Origin of the sequence: Agrobacterium tumefaciens, from assembly GCF_013318015.2 — a bacterium.
Taxonomy (GTDB): Bacteria; Pseudomonadota; Alphaproteobacteria; order Rhizobiales; family Rhizobiaceae; genus Agrobacterium; species Agrobacterium tumefaciens.
In genome coordinates this window covers 1165001-1187161 of record NZ_CP115842.1, presented here as the reverse complement: position 1 = coordinate 1187161, position 22161 = coordinate 1165001, and the positions used below count along the sequence as shown (strand labels likewise).

24 protein-coding genes, 1 tRNA gene and 2 rRNA genes (1 of these 27 running past the window's edge) are annotated in these 22161 nt (G+C 56.9%); 8 read left to right on the top strand and 19 right to left on the bottom strand.

Annotated features, from left to right (window positions below):
- The first annotated feature begins 2 nt into the window (after positions 1-2).
- Complete coding sequence (gene arsC / locus G6L97_RS18905; RefSeq protein ID WP_081308787.1) at positions 3-428, top strand: arsenate reductase (glutaredoxin); 426 nt, start codon at positions 3-5, stop codon at positions 426-428.
- Entirely contained in the window at positions 403-1131 is a 729-nt protein-coding gene (gene arsH / locus G6L97_RS18900) for an arsenical resistance protein ArsH (protein ID WP_173997579.1), read from the top strand. The genes arsC and arsH overlap by 26 nt, the downstream gene beginning before the upstream one ends.
- A gap of 4 nt (positions 1132-1135) precedes the next feature.
- Here arsH and arsK read toward each other — a convergent pair whose 3' ends face one another.
- The 3 genes from arsK to G6L97_RS18885 all read right to left on the bottom strand — a co-directional run bounded on the left by arsK (position 1136) and on the right by G6L97_RS18885 (position 3769).
- Positions 1136-2341 carry an arsenite efflux MFS transporter ArsK gene (arsK, locus tag G6L97_RS18895; RefSeq protein WP_025595274.1) on the bottom strand — a complete coding sequence of 402 codons (1206 nt, stop codon included), beginning with the start codon at positions 2339-2341 and terminating at the stop codon, positions 1136-1138.
- Positions 2334-2705, bottom strand: coding sequence for an ArsR/SmtB family transcription factor (locus tag G6L97_RS18890; RefSeq protein WP_025595275.1), 372 nt, complete (start codon positions 2703-2705; stop codon positions 2334-2336). The genes arsK and G6L97_RS18890 overlap by 8 nt, the downstream gene beginning before the upstream one ends.
- A 140-nt stretch (positions 2706-2845) precedes the next feature.
- Positions 2846-3769 (bottom strand): LysR family transcriptional regulator, encoded by a 924-nt coding sequence (locus G6L97_RS18885; RefSeq protein WP_003518035.1) that lies wholly within the window; start codon positions 3767-3769, stop codon positions 2846-2848.
- 112 nt (positions 3770-3881) lie between these two features.
- Between G6L97_RS18885 and G6L97_RS18880 the strand changes: the two genes are divergently transcribed.
- The 5 genes from G6L97_RS18880 to speB are packed head-to-tail and all read left to right on the top strand — an operon-like array spanning position 3882 to position 7798.
- Positions 3882-4724: a transporter substrate-binding domain-containing protein gene (locus tag G6L97_RS18880; RefSeq protein ID WP_174003567.1), complete on the top strand. Its 843-nt coding sequence runs from the start codon at positions 3882-3884 to the stop codon at positions 4722-4724.
- 19 nt (positions 4725-4743) lie between these two features.
- On the top strand, positions 4744-5394 hold the full coding sequence (locus G6L97_RS18875; RefSeq protein WP_035199833.1) for an amino acid ABC transporter permease: 651 nt from the start codon (positions 4744-4746) through the stop codon (positions 5392-5394).
- The gene (locus G6L97_RS18870; protein WP_174003563.1) at positions 5391-6041 is read left to right on the top strand and encodes an amino acid ABC transporter permease; all 651 of its coding nucleotides are present in this window, start codon (positions 5391-5393) and stop codon (positions 6039-6041) included. Before G6L97_RS18875 ends, G6L97_RS18870 begins: the two co-directional genes overlap by 4 nt.
- Position 6042: 1 nt before the next feature.
- Positions 6043-6825: an amino acid ABC transporter ATP-binding protein gene (locus G6L97_RS18865; RefSeq protein WP_003518027.1), complete on the top strand. Its 783-nt coding sequence runs from the start codon at positions 6043-6045 to the stop codon at positions 6823-6825.
- A 19-nt stretch (positions 6826-6844) separates the two neighbouring features.
- Positions 6845-7798, top strand: a complete 954-nt coding sequence (gene speB, locus G6L97_RS18860) for an agmatinase (protein ID WP_013761977.1) — start codon at positions 6845-6847, stop codon at positions 7796-7798.
- A 210-nt stretch (positions 7799-8008) separates the two neighbouring features.
- On the opposite strand, the gene G6L97_RS18855 is transcribed toward speB, so the two are convergent.
- The 6 genes from G6L97_RS18855 to G6L97_RS18830 form a co-directional block, all read right to left on the bottom strand.
- Complete coding sequence (locus tag G6L97_RS18855; RefSeq protein ID WP_174003560.1) at positions 8009-8683, bottom strand: 4-carboxy-4-hydroxy-2-oxoadipate aldolase/oxaloacetate decarboxylase; 675 nt, start codon at positions 8681-8683, stop codon at positions 8009-8011.
- 101 nt (positions 8684-8784) lie between these two features.
- Positions 8785-9621, bottom strand: a complete 837-nt coding sequence (locus G6L97_RS18850; RefSeq protein WP_174003557.1) for an ABC transporter substrate-binding protein — start codon at positions 9619-9621, stop codon at positions 8785-8787.
- A gap of 30 nt (positions 9622-9651) precedes the next feature.
- A complete protein-coding gene (locus G6L97_RS18845) occupies positions 9652-10413 on the bottom strand; it encodes an amino acid ABC transporter ATP-binding protein (protein ID WP_003518020.1) in 762 nt (253 codons plus the stop codon).
- Positions 10410-11168 carry an amino acid ABC transporter permease gene (locus G6L97_RS18840; RefSeq protein ID WP_003518019.1) on the bottom strand — a complete coding sequence of 253 codons (759 nt, stop codon included), beginning with the start codon at positions 11166-11168 and terminating at the stop codon, positions 10410-10412. Before G6L97_RS18840 ends, G6L97_RS18845 begins: the two co-directional genes overlap by 4 nt.
- Positions 11165-11872 (bottom strand): amino acid ABC transporter permease, encoded by a 708-nt coding sequence (locus G6L97_RS18835; RefSeq protein WP_003518018.1) that lies wholly within the window; start codon positions 11870-11872, stop codon positions 11165-11167. The genes G6L97_RS18840 and G6L97_RS18835 overlap by 4 nt, the downstream gene beginning before the upstream one ends.
- Positions 11869-12648, bottom strand: coding sequence for an SDR family oxidoreductase (locus G6L97_RS18830; RefSeq protein WP_174003554.1), 780 nt, complete (start codon positions 12646-12648; stop codon positions 11869-11871). Before G6L97_RS18830 ends, G6L97_RS18835 begins: the two co-directional genes overlap by 4 nt.
- Positions 12649-12858: 210 nt before the next feature.
- Between G6L97_RS18830 and nac the strand changes: the two genes are divergently transcribed.
- On the top strand, positions 12859-13764 hold the full coding sequence (gene nac, locus G6L97_RS18825) for a nitrogen assimilation transcriptional regulator NAC (RefSeq protein WP_003518016.1): 906 nt from the start codon (positions 12859-12861) through the stop codon (positions 13762-13764).
- A gap of 45 nt (positions 13765-13809) precedes the next feature.
- Here nac and G6L97_RS18820 read toward each other — a convergent pair whose 3' ends face one another.
- From G6L97_RS18820 to G6L97_RS18775, 10 genes are all read right to left on the bottom strand, one after another.
- Positions 13810-15015 carry a pyridoxal phosphate-dependent aminotransferase gene (locus G6L97_RS18820; RefSeq protein ID WP_080850206.1) on the bottom strand — a complete coding sequence of 402 codons (1206 nt, stop codon included), beginning with the start codon at positions 15013-15015 and terminating at the stop codon, positions 13810-13812.
- 49 nt (positions 15016-15064) lie between these two features.
- Entirely contained in the window at positions 15065-15832 is a 768-nt protein-coding gene (locus G6L97_RS18815; RefSeq protein ID WP_112199404.1) for a 5-oxoprolinase subunit PxpA, read from the bottom strand.
- A gap of 30 nt (positions 15833-15862) precedes the next feature.
- Positions 15863-16858 carry a 5-oxoprolinase subunit C family protein gene (locus tag G6L97_RS18810; protein WP_174003551.1) on the bottom strand — a complete coding sequence of 332 codons (996 nt, stop codon included), beginning with the start codon at positions 16856-16858 and terminating at the stop codon, positions 15863-15865.
- Positions 16855-17562: a 5-oxoprolinase subunit PxpB gene (gene pxpB, locus G6L97_RS18805; protein WP_174003548.1), complete on the bottom strand. Its 708-nt coding sequence runs from the start codon at positions 17560-17562 to the stop codon at positions 16855-16857. The genes G6L97_RS18810 and pxpB overlap by 4 nt, the downstream gene beginning before the upstream one ends.
- Positions 17559-17987 (bottom strand): acetyl-CoA carboxylase, encoded by a 429-nt coding sequence (locus G6L97_RS18800; protein ID WP_149916407.1) that lies wholly within the window; start codon positions 17985-17987, stop codon positions 17559-17561. The genes pxpB and G6L97_RS18800 overlap by 4 nt, the downstream gene beginning before the upstream one ends.
- Positions 17984-19342 (bottom strand): acetyl-CoA carboxylase biotin carboxylase subunit, encoded by a 1359-nt coding sequence (accC, locus tag G6L97_RS18795; RefSeq protein WP_174003629.1) that lies wholly within the window; start codon positions 19340-19342, stop codon positions 17984-17986. The genes G6L97_RS18800 and accC overlap by 4 nt, the downstream gene beginning before the upstream one ends.
- 29 nt (positions 19343-19371) lie before the next feature.
- Entirely contained in the window at positions 19372-19806 is a 435-nt protein-coding gene (locus G6L97_RS18790) for an acetyl-CoA carboxylase biotin carboxyl carrier protein (protein WP_112201073.1), read from the bottom strand.
- 310 nt (positions 19807-20116) lie between these two features.
- Positions 20117-20193 (bottom strand) — tRNA-Met (locus G6L97_RS18785).
- 257 nt (positions 20194-20450) lie between these two features.
- A 5S ribosomal RNA gene (gene rrf / locus G6L97_RS18780) occupies positions 20451-20565 on the bottom strand.
- A 249-nt stretch (positions 20566-20814) separates the two neighbouring features.
- Positions 20815-22161: ribosomal RNA gene (locus G6L97_RS18775) — 23S ribosomal RNA — on the bottom strand (it continues 1460 nt past the right edge of the window).

The window sequence follows — 22161 nt, the reverse complement described above, 5'->3', positions numbered from 1 at the left end:
GCATGGACGTCACCATCTATCACAACCCGGATTGCGGCACTTCGCGCAACACCCTCGCACTCATTGAGCACGCCGGTATTCAACCCACTGTGATCGAGTATCTGAAAACCCCGCCGAGCCGCGAGCAACTCGTCAAGATGATCGCCGACGCCGGGCTGACCGTCCGCGAGGCGATCCGCGAGAAGGGCACGCCCTATACGGTGCTTGGGCTTGGATATCCTGAACTGACCGATGACCAGTTGATCGATGCCATGCTCGAGACACCAATCCTGATCAACCGGCCATTCGTCATCACCCCAATGGGTACGCGGTTGTCGCGCCCCTCGGAAGTGGTTCTGGATATACTTCCGGCAGACGCATTCAAGGGGCCGTTTACCAAAGAAGACGGCGAACAGCTCCTCGATGATGAAGGAAAGCGCATTGCCTGACACATTCCCCGCACTTGAGGGCCAGCACCTGCACGCGATTGATCTCGATGCTATGCGTCCGGCCTTTTCGACACATAAGCCCCGCATTCTGATCCTCTACGGTTCGCTACGCGAGGTATCCTACAGTCGTTTGCTTGCCTTCGAAGCAGGGCCGCTGCTCGAACGACTTGGATGCGAAGTTCGGATATTCGATCCGAAGGGCCTGCCTTTGCCCGACGAAGCACCGGTGAGCCACCCGAAGGTGCAGGAATTGCGTGAGCTCTCGCAATGGTCGGAAGGGCAGGTTTGGGTAAGCCCCGAGCGCCACGGCGCGATGACCGGCATCATGAAGTCGCAGATCGACTGGATTCCTCTCTCGCTCGGATCTGTTCGCCCGACACAGGGCAAGACGCTCGCCGTCATGGAGGTTTCCGGCGGCAGCCAGTCCTTCAATGCCGTGAACCAGATGCGTATCCTCGGGCGATGGATGCGGATGATCACCATCCCCAACCAGTCGTCGGTCGCAAGGGCGTATCAGGAGTTCGATGCTAACGGACGGATGAAGCCGTCTCCCTATTACGACCGGGTGGTGGATGTCTGCGAGGAGCTGGTGAAGTTCACCATCATGACCCGCGATGCCTCGGCCTATTTGACCGACCGCTACAGCGAGCGGAAGGAAGAAGCAGTCGAGTTGGAGAAGCGGGTCTCCCTGAAGTCGATCTGACGACCTAGGTTGTTGCGGTGGCTGGCCGCCGACAGGACGCTGCCACCGCAACGAATGCCGTGATGCTGACCGCGCCGAGACATGCGTTTCCAATGAGTGACAGGCTCAGGCCAAAGTTTTCCATGGACGCCGCGAACGCGAAGGGTGCCCCGGCTCCGAGCGCCAGTCGAGCTGCCGCCATCTTGCCCGTGATCGCGCCATACCCTTCCGATCCGAACAGATAGAGTGGCAGGCTACCCTGCGCGATGCTGTTGATGCCTGACCCAAGCCCGAGGCAGATTGCGAACGCGACTGACCCCGGTAGCCAGTCTCGCGTTGCCAGCAAGATCAGGATGCCGAACACGATCAGCACCGCCGACAGGACGGCGAGCGCTGGCGGCGACAGGTTCTTTCCGAAGACCATGTTGATCAGGCGGCTTGCGACCTGTGCCGGACCGAACAGAGATCCTATAACTACTGCCGCGCCACCTAGCCCGATGGAACCGAGCATCGGCACCATGTGCGCGAGGATCGCGGCAAGCGTAAATCCGAGAAGCGCGAAGGCGAACGACACCATGATCATGCTTCGGCGGCGCGCATCGTGGGGGATTGCTCCGATTATGGCTTCGCGAGGCACAGCCGCATCCGCATTCGGTCCGGTCTTGCCGACGCGCATGATCCAGACGTGTAGAGGCATGCAAAGGAACAGATTCAGCGCTGCAAAGACCAGATAGATCTCACGCCACGACATCCATTCGGAAAGCGCGGCCGAGATCGGCCAGAAGATCGTCGATGCGAATCCACCGATCAGCGTGAGGTAGGTGATGCTCCGGGATGCGGTTCTGGGATCGCTTTCGACCAGCGTCGCGAATGCGGCCTGATACTGCACCATTCCGGACGATACCTCGAGCAGGATGATGGCAACGGCGAAGATTGCGACTGACGGTGACCAGGCACAGAGCGACAGCATCAAGGCCGCAAGGCCTGAGCCGACCGTCATCACCGTGGCGGCTCCGATCCTATCCATCTGCCTGCCGATATAGGTTGCCGACAGACCTCCGATGAATAGCGACACCGAAAAGACGCCAAATACCTCCGCCAATGTCAGGCCGAGGTCTTCCGCCATGCCGGGGGCAAGAATACTGAAACTGTAATAGAGAGTGCCGTAACCGATGATCTGCGTGAGGCCAAGCGCTGAGACGATGCCAGCAGGTACTTTCGAATTATGCAATGATATTGCCCCCATCGGACGAAGTGCCGGCCGGACTGGCGCATCCATTGCTTCGCTCGACATTCTCCAGAATCGCCGGATGTTCGGCACAACAGTCTTCTACCAGGAATTTCACAAGCTCGGCCAAAGTGTCGTAGCTGGCGCTGTAAAGGATAGACCTCGATATTCGTCGTTGCGAGACCAGGCCAGACCGCTCCAGTTCCTTGAGATGAAACGACACGTTCGTTGCCGAGACGCCCATGCGCTCGGCGATTGCACCGGCGGCCAGTCCGTCAGGACCGGCAACGACAAGTGCTCGAACGATCGCGAGGCGCGTCTCCTGAGAGAGGGCAGCAAATGCCGAAAGAGCCTGATGCTGATCCATACTTCAATAATCCTTGAATTATTGAAGTATGGATAGCGAACAGCGATGCCATCGGCAAGGCAATTTCTTCCGAGATCACACTTGCCCCTCTGGAACATACGTCGGCGTTCGCGACGACGGGGCTGTGAGCGGCGTATGCTCTACGCCTTGCGCGCGTTCTTGTGAAACGCCTCTGATGCGAAACCGGCGAGTTCGCGAATGAAGAAATCGAGCACCGTCGAAGGCTTTTCAGCGGACCGCGTGGCAATAACGAAGGTGGACTGGATACGGGTCTTTGCTGCCATCAACGGCCGGAAAATTCCTTTCTGGACCCAATCATCTGCATAATGATCAGGCAGATACCCAACATAGTGGCCGGACATCACGAACATCGCCTGCGCCTCCATGTTGGAGGCCGAAGCGCGCGCCCGTGCCTGCGGAAAATATTGCAGCTCACGCATATTGGCATAGGGCCGCACGACAAAATCGAAGGATTCGATGCGCTCGACGGAAAGTTCGGCATCGGGAAGATGAAAGAGCTGGTGTCCCTTCGCGCAATACAGTGAATGCGCCTCTTCCCTGAAGCGCGAAAGCTTCAGGCCCTGATACGGCAGCGTTTCCGGTAAAAGTGCGATGTCCAGGCCGCCATTGGCAATTTCCGACAACAGGGCGTCCGGCGTGTCGATCACCAGCTCGATACGTGCTTCCGGCGCCTTTTCGCTGATGCGGGCGATGATCCGGTGAATGGGCAGGTCGTGATCGGTAATCGTGTTGTCCACAAGTCCCAGTCGCAACGTACCGGTAATACGGTTCTTGAGCGTACCGATATCGCTTTCGAAGGCGTTCAGCGCCAGGAACAGCACTTTCGAACGCTCATGTACGAGCGCGCCGCGATCCGTCAATTCAAAACCGGATCGCCCTCGCCGACACAGCTTGAAACCGAGCCTGTCTTCCAGTGCCTTGATGTGGAAACTGACAGCGGACTGGCTCAGCCCGAGCGTGATTTGCGCGCCGAGAAAACTCTTGTGCTCCACGACGGCGCGGAAGACGGCGAGAGAACGAAGGTCGGATTGCGCGAGCTGCATGGGGACCGTTACATCAATTTTACAAATATAAACTCCATCAGTTTCCTATTTTTCTGGAATAATGTCCATGGTTTCCTCCTCCCCAATCACAAACCAATAAGGGAACGAAACCATGCAAAACCTGCCCACTCTGAAATCTCTCACGCTCTGCGCAGCTTTCGCTGTCAGCCTCGGCGCATCCGCCCATGCCGCCGATCTTCTGGAAAAGATCAAGGCCGATAAGGTTTTCACTGTCGCAACCGAGGCCCGGTTTGCGCCGTTCGAATTTGTCGAGGACGGCAAGATCGTCGGTTATTCCGCTGACATCATGGAAGAAGTCATGAAAGCCTTGCCGGGCGTTGAGCTGAAGCGTCTCGATCTGCCCTGGCAGGGCATCCTGCCAGGCCTTGCCGCCAGCCGCTTCGATTATGTCGTGACCTCGGTCACCGTGACGCCGGAACGCATGAAGGCCTACAAGCTCTCAGCACCCATTGCCGATGCGACGATGGCAATCCTGAAACGCAAGGGCGATGCCGAGATCTCCAAGCCGGAAGATATCGCGGGTAAGCCCGTCGGCTCGCAGGCGGGCTCCGCGCAGCTCAAGGCGCTTGAGACGTTTTCCGCCGAACTGAAGGCGGCCGGCAAGGATGCCACGACGGTCTCCAGCTACACGGATTTCTCAGAAGCTTATGCCGACCTCGGTGCCGGGCGCCTGCGCGCCGTCGTCAACTCGCTTCCAAACCTTCTGGAAGCTGCACGCCAGCGGCCGGATGCTTTTGAAGTCGTTCTGCCGACCTTCGGACCGAAGACCTATTTCTCATGGGCGGGCCGCAACGATACTGACAGTGCGACGCTAAATGCCTTCATGGACAGTGAATTGGCAAAGCTCAACGCATCCGGCAAACTGGCCGAATTCCAGAAGAAATGGTTCGGCGCGCAGATGGAACTGCCCGCCACTCTGCCGGCGACTGAGTGACCGGCAGGTCGAACCGGTCATGGACAAGATATCTTTTGCCATCTGGCCGGTTCTTGTGGACGGCCTCTTCACCACGCTGACCGTCAGCCTTTCGGCGCTTCTTCTGGGAGCGCCGCTGGCCCTTCTCCTCGCGGCCTGCGGTCGCAGCGGCCGCCTGCCCCGCCTGGCATCCGGTCTCTACATCTCCTTTTGGCGAGGCACGCCCATTCTAGTCCAGTTGCTGATCGTCTTTTACGTCCTGCCACTTCTGGGGCTGGATCTGACGCCGGTTGCTGCCGCAACTTTGGCGCTGGCGCTAAACACAGCCGCCTTCCAGTCGGAGATATACAGGGCAGGCCTGCAATCCATTCCAAAGGGAGAGCGGGAAGCCGCCGCCATGCTCGGCCTTTCCGCAGGTCGTACATTCCTGCACATTGAAGTGCCCCAGGCCTTCAGAACCATGTTGCCGGCACTTGTCGGCGAGATACAGGCTCTCGTGAAGAACTCCTCACTCGTTTCGGTCATCGCCGTCACCGACTTGACGCGCCGTGCCCAGCAATATGCAGCCACCACCTTCCGGCCACTCGACGCCTATCTCTCGGCTCTCCTGCTTTATGTCGCGGTCGGAGCGCTGCTTGCGGGAATAGGCCTCCTTGTCGAACGGCACCTCACAAAGGGGGCGACGCGATGATTTCCGGCTTCCTGAACGATATTCCTCTCTATGCGGCCGGTTTGCTCACAACACTGACAGTTTCCATTGCGGGTATCGCACTGGCCGTCATCATCGGTATCGTGCTGGCTGCGGCGCTACGGTCGCGGTACATGGCCATCTCCCTGCCGGTAAGGCTTTATGTGGAGTTTGCCCGCGGCGCGCCGCTCGCGCTAATCCTGTTTCTTTTCTATTATGGCGGCCCGCAATTGGGGCTGATCCTCAGCCCCTATGCCGCCGGCATCGTCGGTCTCGGCCTCTATGGCGCTGGCCCCTTTGCGGAGATTTTCCGCGCCGGTTTCAATGCCGTTCCAAGAGGCGAGATCGAAGCGGCGGGAATGCTGGGCATTACCTCCGGCGACACCTTTCTCCACATCCAGATGCCGCAGGCGCTGGCACTGACGCTGCCGGCTTCCGTCGGCCAGGCCATTAATCTCGTCAAGGAATCCGCCGTTCTGTCCGTCATCACGCTCAGCGAGCTGACCAAGGTCGCCGGTACGATCAGCTCGATCACCTTCGCGGTCGTAACCCCTTATCTCACCATTGCCCTGCTCTACTGGGCAATCGTCGAAATCCTGTCGCGGCTCGGCCTCTATCTCGAACGCCGCCTTTCCACCGAAGGCTCCTGACATGAGCGAACGAACAGTTGTTATTTCCGCGCGCGGCTTGGAGAAAAGGTTCGGTGACAAGACCGTTCTGAAAGGCATCGATCTCGACATTCATATGGGTGATGTCCTGTGCATCATCGGACCTTCGGGATCGGGCAAGAGCACGCTTCTGCGCTCGCTTGCATTTCTCGATCCCTATGACGCGGGTGATGTCGATGTCTTCGGCCGCCTGATCGGCTGGCGTGAAACCCCGCTTGGCCGCGAACGCGCCGGTCCGAAAGAACTGGCAGAGACGCGCCGCCCGCTTGGAATGGTCTTTCAGCACTTTCATCTGTGGCCGCATATGAGCGTCATCAAAAACGTGACATTGGCGCTCAGGCTCGTCCATGGTCTTCCCCAGGCCGAAGCGATAAAGCGCGGCCGCGCCATGCTGGATAAAGTCGGGCTTGCCGCTTTCGCTGACCGCCGACCCGACGGCCTGTCCGGTGGGCAGAAGCAACGCGTCGCCATCGCCCGCGCACTGGCGGTGAACCCCCGCGCCATGCTGTTCGACGAACCGACCTCCGCACTCGATCCCGAACTTGTCGGTGAAGTGCTTTCCGTCATGAAGACGCTCGCGGCGGAAGGAATGACCATGGTCATCGTCACGCACGAAATGGGTTTTGCCGCGCATGCGGCCAACCGTGTCGTCTTCATGGATGACGGCAAGATCGTTGAGGAAGGCGCGCCGCAGACGCTTTTCAGTAATCCGAAGAGCGAACGCCTTTCACAATTTCTGCAAACCTGGCGCGAGCGCGCACTTTGATATCTGAAAGGACATCTCCATGACTGCCCACGGCTATGACGGCGGACGATTGAACCTGCCATTCGTCGGTATTTCCACCTTTGCCAAAAGTCCCTACGTCGAAAACTGGGACGCGATCGACGCGGATGTTGCGGTTCTCGGTGCCCCATTCGATTTTGGGACGCAATGGCGCCCCGGCGCCCGCTTCGGGCCGCGCAGCATCCGTGAGGCCTCCACCCTGTTTTCCTTCGGCCACGCAGGCGCCTACGATCACGAGGACGACGTCACATATCTGGAAGGCGTGAAGATCGTCGATATAGGCGACGCCGACATTGTTCATACCGATACGGTGAACAGCCACGCGAATATCGAGTTCGGCGTCCGCAAAATCCTTAAAGCCGGCGCACTGCCTGTGGTGCTTGGCGGAGACCACTCCATCAACATCCCCTGCATCAATGCCTTCAGCGATCAGGAGCCGATCCATCTGGTGCAGATCGACGCGCATCTCGATTTCGTTGATGAGCGTCACGGCGTCCGCTTCGGACATGGCAGCCCCATGCGCCGCGCCTCGGAAAAACCGTGGGTCACCGGAATGACCCAGCTCGGTATCCGCAACGTCTCCTCCACCGCAAAGGAAGGATACGACTATGCCCGCTCCCAGGGCTCGGATATTCTCTCCGTGCGCCAGATCCGCAAACTCGGCGTGGACGCCGTAGTGGAGCGCATCCCCGCGGGCAAGCGCTATTATCTTTCGATCGATATCGATGGCTTCGACCCGTCCATCGCGCCAGGAACCGGGACCCCGAGCCATGGTGGCTTCATCTATTACGAGGTACTGGAACTGATTGCAGGTCTTGCAAAGCGTGGCGAGATCGTCGGCATTGATCTGGTCGAGGTCGCGCCTGATTACGATCACACCGGCTCAACCGCCATTCTGGCTGCGCAGATTCTGCTCAACACGATCGGACGTATCTTCATAGCTCGGAACGCATAAAAAACCGCGATCCGCCCATACTGGATCCTTGGCCACGCAGCGCGCAAGAAGGGCCGCCCTTGGGGCTTCCTGGAGTTCGATGGTCTCGTCAGCCGTGAAGCCAAAAGCCCTCCGCGGGGGGAGGGCTTTTGTTTGCATTGATGTAGCTATGGTTGCGACGGTTTTAAAAGTTCAAAAACGCCAAACGCGCCTCGCTGCACCACACAAAAATCAGATATCAACGACAAGCCCCTTTGCCTTCAGGACGGGCTCCAGATTGCTAACTTCGATAACGGATTTGCCCTGCTTGTAAGCTTCAATGAAGCCCGCTTCAGCATCTTCGCGAATTTGCGAAAGACGTGCTGATTCCTGAGCGTCCGCACGACGCACAACCACCAAACCGTCCGCATCGCCAACAATGATGTCGCCGGGATTGACGATCTCATCGCCAATGATGATCGTATCGTTTACTGCGGCAATCGTTTCCTTGACGGTACCCTTGATGCAGACGCTGAACGAGAACACAGGGAAGCCAAGGTCTCGAAGCTGCAAGGTGTCACGCACACCGGTATCCGTCACCAGACCACCGATCCCCTTTGCAAGGCAGGCATTTGCCAGCACGTCGCCAAAGGAACCAGCCTCTTCGTACTCACCAGCTGAAACCACGATGATGTCGCCGGGCTTGGCGTAATTAATGGCCAGCTGCAACATGATGTTGTCACGCGGCGCGCATTTGACGGTAAAGGCGGGACCACACAGTTTCATGCGGTAATCGACAGGCTTGATGCGGGAGGAAAGTGCGCCCCTGCGACCCTGTGCCTCGTGGATGGTTGCCGGCGAAAACTTCGAAAGGGCTTCGACGTCTGCCTTGCTTGGCCGTTCTGCTATATCTTTAATGTGGATCATAAAACCTCCCACGGTAAGGCTGGCGGCGGGAACGTCCCGCCACTCGCATTGAGTTTAATTGTCATGTGTCAATCGTTGCCGTGGCTTGAAGCCAGGCGGGATCAGGGGATCGGGTCGAATTTCAGCTCGGAGAGCGGGACGACCTTGTCCGTACGGGTCATTTTGTATTCGGTATTCGGGCCAAGCCACTTGTCCCAGATTTTGTTTATCTCGCCGGAGGCGTCGAGTGTGCGCAGCACTTCATTGATTTTCGCTGTCAGGGCAGGATTGTCCTTTGCCATGCCGACACCGATCGGCTGATAGAGCATCGGCTCCTCGATCATGCGCATCGGTTTGCCCTTGGTCTTCGATTCATTGATGAACTTGGTGGTGGTCATGGTGTTGGCCACCATACCCCGCGCCTTGCCCTGCTGAACGGCAAGATAGGCAGAGGCAGTATCCTGGAAGGTCAGCGGCTCGGACTTGTTGAGCTTGATAGACATTTCAGAGGTCGAGCCCTTGGTGGAGGCGACACGCTGGCCTTCGTAATCCGACTTCTTCTTGCCGGCATCATCAACCGGCACGATCAGCATTTCCTTGGCGAGATAATAGGGATCGCTGAACTGAATCTGCTCGGCGCGGCTTTGTGTGTAGGCGAGATTGGCGACAGTGATATCGACGCGGCCAAGCTTGACTTCCGGCACACGGGCTTCCACCGACACCGGTTTGACTTCGGCCTTCACGCCCAGTTCCTTGGCGATCGCGTTGCAAAGATCAACGTCAAAACCGGCCATTTCACGGGTCTTCGGATCGGGTGCCGCGAATGGCACGACATCAGCAAAGGTTGCGCAACGAAGCACCTTGTTCGCCATGATCGTATCGAGTTGATCAGCCGCCGCTGGTGACGCGAGAGCGGTTCCAGCCAGTGCAACGGTAAGTGTCAGGCATTTCCAGTTCATGGTCAGTTCTCCTCTTATGATTGATTGGTATCAGTGGCGCAGATCGGAAAGGAACCGCTGCGCGCGCGGATGGCGTGGTGCTGTAAAAAACTCTTCCGGCGTCGCTTTTTCGAGAATTTCGCCGGCGTCGATGAACCAGATGCGGTCGGCAACTTCACGGGCAAAGCCCATTTCGTGGGTCACGCAAAGCATGGTCATGCCCTCTGCCGCGAGCCCCTTCATGACGGCCAGCACCTCTCCAACCATTTCCGGGTCGAGAGCGCTTGTCGGTTCATCGAACAACATGACGGGCGGCTCCATGGCCAGCGCACGCGCAATTGCCACGCGCTGCTGCTGACCGCCGGACAATTGCCCCGGATAGGCGCCGGCCTTGTCGGAGAGGCCTACCCGATCCAGAAGCTTCAAAGCTTTCTGGCGGGCAACATCAGGTGCGACGCCTTTCACCCGGATCGGGGAAATCGTGACATTTTCGACAACGGACAGGTGCGGGAAGAGATTGAAATTCTGGAACACAAAACCAACTCTGCTGCGCAGAAGATTGAGTTCCTTTGTCTTGGTTGCCGCGTGAATATCCTGCCCATCGAGCGTGATGGATCCGCTGTTGATCTCTTCGAGACGATTGACGGTACGGATCAATGTGGATTTGCCGGAGCCGGAAGGGCCGCAGATGACGATAACCTCGCCCCGCGCGACTTCGGCGTCGACATTCTTCAAAACCTCGTAGTCGCCATAACTCTTGCAGACATTGGAAATGCGGATGGTCTGCTGTGTTGATGATGCCGTGTTTGTCATGGCTGCTCCGTTATGATTTTCGCCTGCGCCTGCAATGCCTGTTGCCGGCGACCGACCACACCGGCACGGCGTTTGGCGATACGCCGCTCGACGGCATTTGCGAGATACGTCAAGCTCCAGCAAATGGCGTAGTAGACAACCGCGAGGATGAGGAAGACCTGGAATGGTTGGGTCAGAAGCTGATTATTGACCTGACTTGCCGCAAAGGTGAGGTCGGGTACGTTGATGACGTAACCGAGCGTCGTATCCTTGATCGTGGCGACGAATGTCGAGATCATGCTGGGGATCATGTTGTAAAGCGCCTGCGGCAAGATGATGAAGCGCATTGCACCGAGATAGCTGTGGCCAAGCGCTCTCGCCGCATCCATCTGCCCCGCACCAAGAGCGACAATACCCGCTCTTACGACTTCGCTGAGAAATGCGCCCTGATAGATGACAAGCGTCGTCAACATGATGACGAAGCTCGGCACGTCTGCGCCGGTCCACAGCGGAACGAGGAAATAACTCCACAGGATGAGCATGAGCAAAGGCACGCCGCGCGTGACATAGACCAGCCCCGTTACCGGCCACCGCAGGAGCCGCCACTTGGACAGGCGCGCCATCGCCATAAGGATGCTGACAGGAAAGGCCAGTGCGATGGCAAGGGCAGACAGGATGATCGTGTTCGCAAGCCCTCCAAGCGGGCCGTTCGGATATTGCCCGATCAGCAGCAGCAACCAGTTGTCATGAACGATGGTAATCATGTCGCCGATCATCCGCGTGCCCTCCACGCCGGATCAAGGCGCATCGAAAGATACGCACCGGCACCCATGATCAACAGCGAGAAGAAGAGGTACAGAACAGTTCCGACAAGATAGATCTCGAAGGTCTGGAAGCTGAGATTTTCAATTTCCTTGATGGCATGCGTCAATTCGGAAGCGCCGATAATGAGGGCGAGGCTGCTGTTCTTGAACAAGGAGACACTGTGATTGATGAGCGGCGGCAGGGCATTACGCACGCCTTGCGGCATGATGATGAAGCGCATCGCGGAGAGATAACCGTGGCCCAATGCCTTGGCCGCCTCCATCTGTCCCGGGCTGACGGAGCGCAGGCCTGAACGCAGATCCTCACTGAAATAGGCTGCCTGACAGAGACCAAGACCCACCACGGCAAAGATCGCTTCGGCATTGTGACCGATCAGCCAGTCCGTCAAACCTGAAGGCAGGAGCGTGAATATCCCGAAGTACCACAGCATCAATTGCACGAGTGTGGGCACATTGCGGTGGTAGGAAACATAGGCCGCCACGGCGCGATCAGCAAAACGCGACGATGAAAACCGCACGCATAACAGGACCAGCGCAAGCGTCATGGCGAGAGACCAGGACCCGATAAAGATGACGAAGGTCATCTGCAATCCGTGCCAGAGCATTGCAATATATTGCGGGTCGCTCAGGATTGCCGACAGGTCGAAACCGCTCACGGCTTTTGTTCCTTCGCTGCGTCAGCTTGCGCCACAGTCTGCGGTTTGGCCGTCTGAAGTCCGCCCATAACCTGCAATGTCGGGGTGATTTCCATATGGCCGATATTCATGGAAACTGGAGCGGCAATGGCAAAGGCTATCGCGTCGGCAATATCTTCCGCTTTCGGCAACTCGAAACCATCGATGAAGCGCTCGCGCACGCTCGGATCGTTGCCGTGAACGTGAGTGAAGATATCCGTCGCCACGCGGCCGGGGCAGATCTCCGTTACGCGGACGCGTCTGCCGAATGCATCCAGCCTCAACTGGTTCGAAAGCATGGCGACACCAGCTTTAACGGCATGATAGGTCGAGTTGCCGCCGAAATTATAGTTTCCGGCGATGGACGAGATATTGACGACATGCCCGCGATCACGCTCCACCATGCCCGGAACAATCAGCCGGCAGATGTGGAGAACGGCACGGAGATTCACATCGATCAAAAGGTCGATATCCTCCGCATCAGCCTGAAGGAACTTCTTCGGCCTGTCGACGCCGGCATTGTTCACGAGAATGTCGAACTGCACCTTGTTTGCAAGATCGGCAATTGCAGCGCGATCGGTAACGTCGATCGCGTGCGGTATGCAGCCGGTGCGTTCGGCAAGTTCATTCAGGGCGCCGGCGCTGCGGGCAACCGCGTGGACTTCAATGTTTTCGCGGCAAAACCGCTCTACGACAGCGGCACCGATACCGGATGAAGCACCGGTGACCAAAGCGGTCTTGTAATCGGAGAATGGCATTCTGATCCCCTTTTTTGTTACCATCAACACTAGCGAAGCTTTCCCTGCTTGCCTAAGACCGATTATTTTTGGAGTAATAAGTAAGTTTTATGGAGACCCGCAAACAGGCAATTAGAGACGGGATTCCGGGATGTTCTTGTTCCAGGCAGGAGCTTTCCGCTCTGGCGCCCAGATTGCAAAACGCGTGCGAGCCTGTAAGCTGCGCCAAGCATGGATATAAGACGTCTCAAATCATTCATCGTCATCGTAGACAGTGGCAGCATCACGCGCGCCGCAGATATTCTGCATCTGGCGCAACCGGCACTCAGCCAGCAACTAGCCGCGCTTGAAGATCATTTCGGCCAGAAATTGCTCATCCGCAGCCAGCAGGGCGTGACGATGACGGATGCGGGGCATGCCGTTTACCGCCATGCACAGATCATATTGCGCCAGATGGAACAGGCGCAGGTTGACGTATCGGCGGCGGGTAACTCAATTGCGGGACGCGTCTCTGTCGGTCTGGTCCCATTCAGCAGCGCTGCAACGCTTTCCGTGGAGCTGTTGGCGGAAACGCGGAAGCGACATCCGGGGATATTGATCCACCTGACGGAAAGTGTGGGACAAACCTATAGCCAGATGATCATGAATGGACGTCTGGAACTGGCTTTGATCCATGGGGTCGGACCAATCAAGGGCGTAAAATTCGAGCCCATGCTCAGCGAAGAATTTTATCTTGTCGCACATCGCGATTTCGCAATCGAAGCGGATTCAAAACCGGTGCCGATCGCCGCGCTTGATGGCATGCCCATGCTGATGCCACCCGCGTATAATTTTGTCCGGCGCGCTGTAGACACGGCATTCACCCGCAGCCGGATCAATCTGAAGGTCGTCGCGGAAGTGGAAATCGTCAGGACGCTTGCCCGCGCCGTTGCCAGTGGTCTCGGCGCAACCATCATGCCAAAAGCGATAGCCAACCGGATCGTCTCGGAAACGAGCGAACCACTTATTTGCCGGCTGCTGTCGCCACGGATCGAAGAAACACTGTCGCTCTGCATGTCCGACCAGAATTCGCTGTCTGAGCCGGCTTTTGCCGTCAAGGATATCCTGGTGGAACTGACGGAAAAATTGAAACTTTAGAGTATCCTTTGGCCCGGCAACCGAGCCAAAGGATCGTTTTCAGGATCAACGCATATCCTGGCAGAACTGCGCAATGCGGGCGCAGCCTTCGCTCAGCATCTCCATGCTCGTTGCGTAGGAGATCCGGAAGTATGGGCTCATACCATAGGCGGCGCCCTGTACCGTTGCCACGTGATGCTCATCCACCAGCGCCATCACAAAATCCACATCGCCTTCGATTTTGCGTCCGCCCTTGGTGGTCCTGCCGATAAGCCCAGACATATTGGGATAGAGGTAAAAAGCGCCTTCCGGTTTATGGCAGCGCAAACCGTCAATCTCGCCGAGTTTGCTCAGAACAAAATCGCGACGGTCACGATAGATAGCGGCGCGTTCTTTAAGAAGATCCTGGGGACCGTCCAGCGCTGCAATGGCTGCCGCCTGCGAAACAGTGGCAATGCCGCCGCCGTTCTGACCGTTTACATTGCTTATTGCGGCGATAAGTTCCTTCGAGCCGCTGGCGCAATAGCCCAGACGCCATCCCGTCATGGCGTAAGCCTTCGACACGCCGTTCATTGTCAGAACGCGGTCATAAAGCCGCGGCTCGACATCGGCAATTGTACCGAATTCGAAGCCATCATAGACAAGATGCTCGTAAATATCGTCAGTCAGGATCCAGACATGGGGATGACGCAGCATAACCTCTGCGATTGCTTTCATCTCCGCGCGGGAACAGGCGGCGCCGGTGGGGTTGTTGGGAAAATTGAGAATGAGCCACTTGGTACGTGGCGTAATCGCAGCTTCCAAATCTTCGGCACGCAGTTTGAAACCGGTTTGTTCGACGCACGGCACAGCGACCGGAACACCCCCTGCGAATTTGACGATATCCGCATAGCTGACCCATGACGGGGTGGGAATAACGACCTCGTCGCCCGGATTGCAGGTTGCAAGCATGGCGTTGAAAATTACCTGTTTGCCGCCTGCAGAAACGATGATTTGGCTGGCATCGTAGGTCAGATTATTGTCCCGCTTGAACTTTCTGGCAATCGCGGCTTTCAGCGCAGGCGTGCCATCCATCGGTGGATATTTCGTCTGCCCGCCAAGGGCTGCTTCGTGCGCGGCCTCGATTGCGTGAGCAGGCGTCGGGAAGTCCGGTTCACCTGAGGAGAGGCTGACCACCTTGACACCCTGCGCGGCGAGCTCTCTGGCGCGTTGGGTCATGGCGGCGGAAGCGGAGATGGAAACGTTTTTCAGGCGGTCTGATGTAGAGGGCATCTGCATGATCTTTCAGTAAGATTTAGAGAACGGGCCAACCAGAGGCCCATTAAGACGCGAGTTCTGCGGCAGGCGCGAGCGTTGCGCCGGAGGCGCTGATTTCACTACGCACGATACGCGCCAGCTCCAGTGAACCGGGCGTATCGCTGTGGACGAGGATGGAGCGAGCCGGCATTGTGATGATCGTGCCATCGATGGCTTTGACCGTGCCATCGGTCAGGAACCGGCGGACACGCGCACGCACCGATGGTTCATCCTTGACCAGCGCGCCGGGAAGACCCCGCGCGACAAGGCTTCCCTTGGCGTCATAGGCGCGATCGGCCAAAAACAATGCCAGGGTCTTCAAGCCAGCGCGTTTTGCCGCTCTCTCGATTTCGCTGTCCGGCGTTACGAACACCACAAGCTTCGGATCAACGGCAGAAATGGCATTCATCATCATATCGGCAAGCGCCGGGTCGCGATTGACCATATTGCCCATGGCCGCATGAAAACTGAAGTGCCCGACTTCGACGCCTTCGCTTTTGGCAATCGCGATCAAGGCCCCGAGCTGATACAGCATCTGCTGTCTCAACTCATCCGGCTGGAAGGGCATTTCGCGTCGGCCGAAGCCTGCCCTATCAGGCAATCCCGGATGTGCGCCGATGCCGACGCCATTTTCTTTGGCAAGGCGAACCATTCGCGCCATCGTATCTGGCTCGCCGCCATGAAAACCACAGGCAATATTAGCCGACGATACGATCTTCATCATCGCTTCGTCGTCACAGAGCCGGTAAGGACCGAAGCCTTCGCCCATGTCGGAGTTCAGATCGATCTTCATCGTTTCCTCCCTTTGCTCCCTGGTTGTCCGTCAACCCATCGCATTCAGCGCTCGCTTGACCATTTGTGAGGTCTGGCGAACATCATCGACGTATTTCGCAACTGCCCGCTCGGCCACACGCGCTTCCTCGTGATTGGACTTCACGAATTTGATCTTCCCACCCGCGCGTGCCTGTCCTAACCGCCACAGGTCGGCTTCGATCACGCCGGCAATCTTTGGATAACCGCCCGCCGTATTTGCATCGCTCATCTGGATGATCGGCTCGCCACCTGGCGGCACCTGTACAACGCCCGGCATCACACCGTGGGAACGCATTTCGATGGTTTCGGTCGGTTTTATAGGATCACCCGACAGCCGATAACCGGTCCGGTCGCTGCGGGAGGATATGCGCCAGATCTGGCTCCAGAATTCCTCGCCATCATTGGCAAACAGCTTTTGTTCACCGGCCGGAATAGCACGTATCGGCAAAACGCCGTCCACCACAGGCGGGAAAATATCGCTCAAAGCCACGGAAGGCTCAACTACACCAAGCCCGTTTGATGGCAGTGGTAACAGATCGGCGGAAGCCCCTATTTCCAGCCTGTCACCTTTTGCAAGCGGTCGCCCATCGTGACCGCCGAAACTGCCGCGCAGTGCCGTGCTTCGAGATCCCATCAAAACCGGAACGTCCACCCCGCCCGTAACCGCGACATAGGCGCGGGCGAGTTTCGGCGGCTGCCTCAGTTCCAGTATCTGACCTTCCTTGCCGATATGAGCGCACCAGGAAAGCAGCTCTTTCCCGTCAAGCAACGGGGGCCCATCCGTCCCGGTAACGGCAAATGTTGCTGTTTTCGTAAAACGCAATTTGAATGGAAAAGTCTGGACTTCGATGACAGCAGCATCTGCGGCATTACCGGTCAGAATATTGCCGATCTTGAGCGACAGAGGATCCATGGCACCGCCAGCAGAAACCCCGATGTCACGGTAACCGGGGCGACCGAGGTCTTGCACGGTGTTGAAGGGGCCGGTTTCGATAATCTCGATCATAGCTCGATCCCTGTAGGTATGAAGCGAACCGTATCTCCGGGTGCCAAAAGAGCTGGCGAAGAAGAGGCGGGATCGAACATCTGCAAATCGGCGTAACCGATGGAATTCCACCCATTCGGTCCGGTCAACATCGCCACACCCGTCTGCATTCCACCGATCGTCACGCAACCCTTTTCCATCTTGATCGATGGCACGGTTTTTCGCGGCATATAGATGCGCGCATCAAGACCATGCAGATAGCCAAAGCCTGGCGCGCTCCCAAGCGCGAAGACGCGGTAGGTCGCCTCATGGTGAATCCGCACGACTTCGCGGTCGCTCAGCCCTGAAAAATCACAGATGGCTGGAAGGTCGGCAGCGTATTCGCCCCCATAATGTACCGGTATTTCAACAGTCTTCCCGACAATATCCAGACTGGCTGCTTTATCCCAGGCATCGAGCAACTGAGACACGATGGACTCTGGATCTTCAGGCGTTTCCTTAAAAATCGCCAGAAGGTTCGTCATGCCGGGAATGACTTCCGCAACACCTGCCCAGACTTTTACCGTTTGCGAAAGCGCCCAGATCCAGCGTTGTGCTGGCAGATCAAATTCGCCGGATGCTTCGAGCAAGAATGACCGGGAGCCTATGAACGAAACGCGCGCCTGGCCTTTGATGACGGGCTGGATTTCGTGACGAGGTGCTAGAGTGTTCGATGTCGCAATCATGATTGAAGCTCGATTTCGAACAGCGGATCACCAAAACCAACCAGAGCATCCTGCACGGCAAGCTGATTGACGAGCGAACCGTTACGACCCGCGACAACGGGGATGAGAATGTGGTCGATCCGGATAAATCCAATCACGTCATCTGCAGCAACCAAACGCGGAAGATTTTGCATTTTTGCAGGCAGAGCAGGCTTAGAAGAGCAGAAGAGACCGGCAATCGGCGCTTTTACCACCACTTTCGAAACAGCGGCCTTTGGTGAGCAAACAGTGACGGCGACGGAAATTGCAGATCTTGCCGAGGCAGAAACAATAATGCGTACCTGACCCTCAGGCGTCGTGATTTCCACGCCGTCCACGCCTGCATCCGTCAGCATATCGGTCAAAGCTGTGAGTAAGACGGGGTCGCTAAAGTCGGGCCTGCTCATGCCGCGCTCCGTTCTTTTAGCCATTGTTCAAGATAGTGAATGTCTGTTTCGCCCTGCGCAAAAGCGTCGTCCTCAAACAGGACGCGCAGGAGCGGAAGATTGGTCGAAATACCCTCCACCCGTGTACCCGCAAGCGCTTGGCGCATCCTAACCATGGCTTCAGCACGGGTCGGCGCATGTACGATCAACTTGGCGATCAAGGAATCATAATAGGGTGACACCCGGTAGCCGACATGGATATGGGTATCGACGCGAATCCCCTCTCCTTCCGGCAGCACAAGATCGGTCACGACGCCCGCCGAGGGGAGAAACTTATCAGGATCTTCGGCATTGATCCGGCATTCGAAAGAATGTCCGTCGCAGATAACATCTGCCTGCCGCAAGTCCAGAGGCTTACCCTGCGCCGCCTTGATCTGGGCCTGAACGATGTCGATGCCGCTCGTCATTTCCGTGACGGGATGTTCGACCTGCAAGCGCGTATTCATCTCGATGAAATAGAACTTGCCGTCTTCAAACAGGAATTCGAAAGTTCCCACCCCGCGATAGCCAATCTGTCGGCAAGCCTCGACGCAAGCCATACCAACCGGCTGGATCACATCGACCGAAATTCCAGGCGCTGGCGCTTCTTCGACCACTTTTTGATGACGACGTTGCATCGAACAGTCGCGGTGACCAAGCCAGACGGCATTGCCGTGCGTGTCGCACAAGACCTGTATTTCGATATGACGGGGATGCTGGAGAAACTTCTCCATGTAGAGGACAGCAGAGCCAAAAGCCTGCCTCGCCTCCTCCCTCGTCAACGTAATGGCTTCATGAAGCAAGGCAGCTTCCTGCACCACCCGCATGCCACGCCCGCCACCACCGCCCGCAGCCTTGATGATGATTGGATAGCCGATCTCATTCGCGATACGCTCAACCGTTGCAGCATCCTCGGGAAGCGCTGTATCCGGTCCCGGTACACATGGCACACCGGCCGCAATCATTGCCCGTTTGGCAGCGATCTTGTCGCCCATCGTGGAGATCGACCTTGCGTCCGGACCGATGAATACGAGACCGGCATCTTCGACCGCCTGAGAAAAGGCGGCATTTTCGGACAGAAATCCATAACCGGGATGGATCGCACCGGCACCCGTCAGACGGGCAGCGATTAAGATGGCATTCTGATTGAGATAGCTCTTGGCAGCATTCGCCGGGCCAACACAAAGGAAGGTGTCAGCCGTTTGGCCATATGGAGCCTGCCTGTCCGCCTCAGAGCAGATGGCTACGGTCTCCAAGCCCAATTCGCGGCAGGCGCGCTGAATGCGTGCAGCAATTTCACCCCGGTTGGCAATCAGGACCGTGTCGAAACCCGGCATATCCGATGTGGTGTTGAGACCTTTCGTCACTACGCGATCTCCGCCAGCAAATCATTGGCCTCAACCTCGCCACCATCAACCTCCGTCAGATAGGTGATCCGGCCAGCGCGTGGCGCAACAATTTTATTGAAGACTTTCATGGCTTCGATGATGAAGAGGGCCTGCCCCTCCTCGACCACATCTCCAGCCTCGACAAATGAAGGTTGTCCAGGCGCGGAAGCGCGATGCAAAACGCCAAAAATCGGGGCATGAACGGAGGTGGCCGATGTGGTGGCAGGAAGGATCGACTCCGACCGATCGATCAGGGCGTCATCCTCGGCTTTGACCGAGACATTGCTGCCAGTCTCTGTTCGAGGTGCGGTTTTGAATATCCGCACAGTTACGCTTTTCTCTGTCACCATGAGTTCGGTGACGTTCGTTCGTCCGACAAAATCAATCAGCGTCTTTATCTTCGGCAGGTCCATAAGCGTACTCGGCATTGTCCAAAGCCACCCGGTAATCCCGCACGATCGGGGTCACTTTCGGCTGCCTTAGACCTAGCACGATAGGCTGTTTGATGGGGTCAGAAGAACTTTTGATGGAGGTGTTCAATGAATAGGGGCCGTGAGCCTGTTGGGTCCGCGAAGCTCGAGTGGGCGTAATGGATCGACCGCTGCACGCTATCAGAGTCCCACGGTGATATACCGCCAGCAAGTCATTTGCGGTATCCAAGGCCCTAAACGCAAATTGCCCTCCGGGATGGGAGGGCTTTGTTGTTGATAGTCTTGAAGATATTGGTTGCGGGGGCAGGATTTGAACCTGCGGCCTTCAGGTTATGAGCCTGACGAGCTACCGGGCTGCTCCACCCCGCGTTACCAGCGTAAATCCCTATTGGATTTATCGCGACCAGCGTAAATCCGTATTGGATTTATCGCGACTGCATCACAGGGAAGCTGTGATGTATATTGCCGGAGCAAATTGCCGAAGGCGATTTGTCTCCTTTAAGGGACGCACGAGGCGTTTTCCTTATGTTTTCATGTTCCGTAATGCAAAAAGGCCGCTTTGAGCGGCCCTTTGTATCGGCTGGGCCGAAGAGTTTGCTTGAGAAGATATTTGTTGCGTTTTGCAGACCTGGCAGCGACCTACTCTCCCGCGTCTTGAGACGGAGTACCATTGGCGCTGGGGCGTTTCACGGCCGTGTTCGGAATGGGAACGGGTGCAGCCGCCCCGCGATAACCACCAGGTCGGCAAAACGCAACACAGTTCATGTTTTCACATGAGTGTTGTTTCGAGAAGCTGGGAAGCTTGCGCTTCATTTAATTTAACACGTCTTTCTGCGACCCTTCCCGTATGTTTGCCATACAGACCAGAGGTCGTCGCGCCTTCCGGTTTTTGCTTTCAAGCAAAATACCTGTGGCGCGGCCCGTCCGGAGCGCTATGCGCGTCAGGACAGAACAGATGATGTTCATCTTTGATGAGCATGAACAATGGGAACGAAGAAGTCGATCGAGCTATTAGTAACGGTAAGCTTCACATGTTGCCATGCTTCCACACCCGTCCTATCAACGTGGTCGTCTTCCACGGCTCTGATAGGGAACACTCGTTTTCAGGTTGGTTTCCCGCTTAGATGCCTTCAGCGGTTATCCATTCCGTATATAGCTACTCTGCTATGCCCTTGGCAGGACAACAGATCCACCAGAGATACGTCCATCCCGGTCCTCTCGTACTAGGGACAGATCCTGTCAATATTCCTACACCCACGGCAGATAGGGACCGAACTGTCTCACGACGTTCTGAACCCAACTCACGTACCGCTTTAAATGGCGAACAGCCATACCCTTGGGACCTGCTCCAGCCCCAGGATGCGATGAGTCGACATCGAGGTGCCAAACAACCCCGTCGATATGGACTCTTGGGGGTCATCAGCCTGTTATCCCCGGCGTACCTTTTATCCGTTGAGCGATGGCCCTTCCACACGGGACCACCGGATCACTATGACCGACTTTCGTCTCTGCTCGACTTGTCAGTCTCGCAGTCAGGCGGGCTTATGCCATTGCACTCGACGACCGATTTCCGACCGGTCTGAGCCCACCATCGCGCGCCTCCGTTACTCTTTCGGAGGCGACCGCCCCAGTCAAACTACCCACCATACACTGTCCCGGATCCGGATAACGGACCGCGGTTAGACATCCACGAAGATAAGGGTGGTATTTCAAGGATGGCTCCACAAGAACTGGCGTCCCTGCTTCAAAGCCTACCACCTATCCTACACATGCCTTGGCGAATGCCAGTGTAAAGCTATAGTAAAGGTGCACGGGGTCTTTCCGTCTGACCGCAGGAACCCCGCATCTTCACGGGGAATTCAATTTCACTGAGTCTATGTTGGAGACAGCGGGGAAGTCGTTACGCCATTCGTGCAGGTCGGAACTTACCCGACAAGGAATTTCGCTACCTTAGGACCGTTATAGTTACGGCCGCCGTTTACTGGGGCTTCAGTTCAGAGCTTGCACCCCTCCCTTTAACCTTCCAGCACCGGGCAGGCGTCAGACCCTATACGTCGTATTGCTACTTCGCAGAGCCCTGTGTTTTTGATAAACAGTCGCTACCCCCTGGTCTGTGCCACCCCATCATACTTGCGTAAAATGGGGTCACGCTTCTTCCGAAGTTACGCGTGCAATTTGCCGAGTTCCTTCAACATAGTTCTCTCAAGCGCCTTGGTATACTCTACCTGACCACCTGTGTCGGTTTCGGGTACGGTCTATACGGTGGAGCTATTTCCTGGAACCTCTTCGCCGCACATTCAATCCAGTAAGAATGTACAACACACGAGATCCGTCACT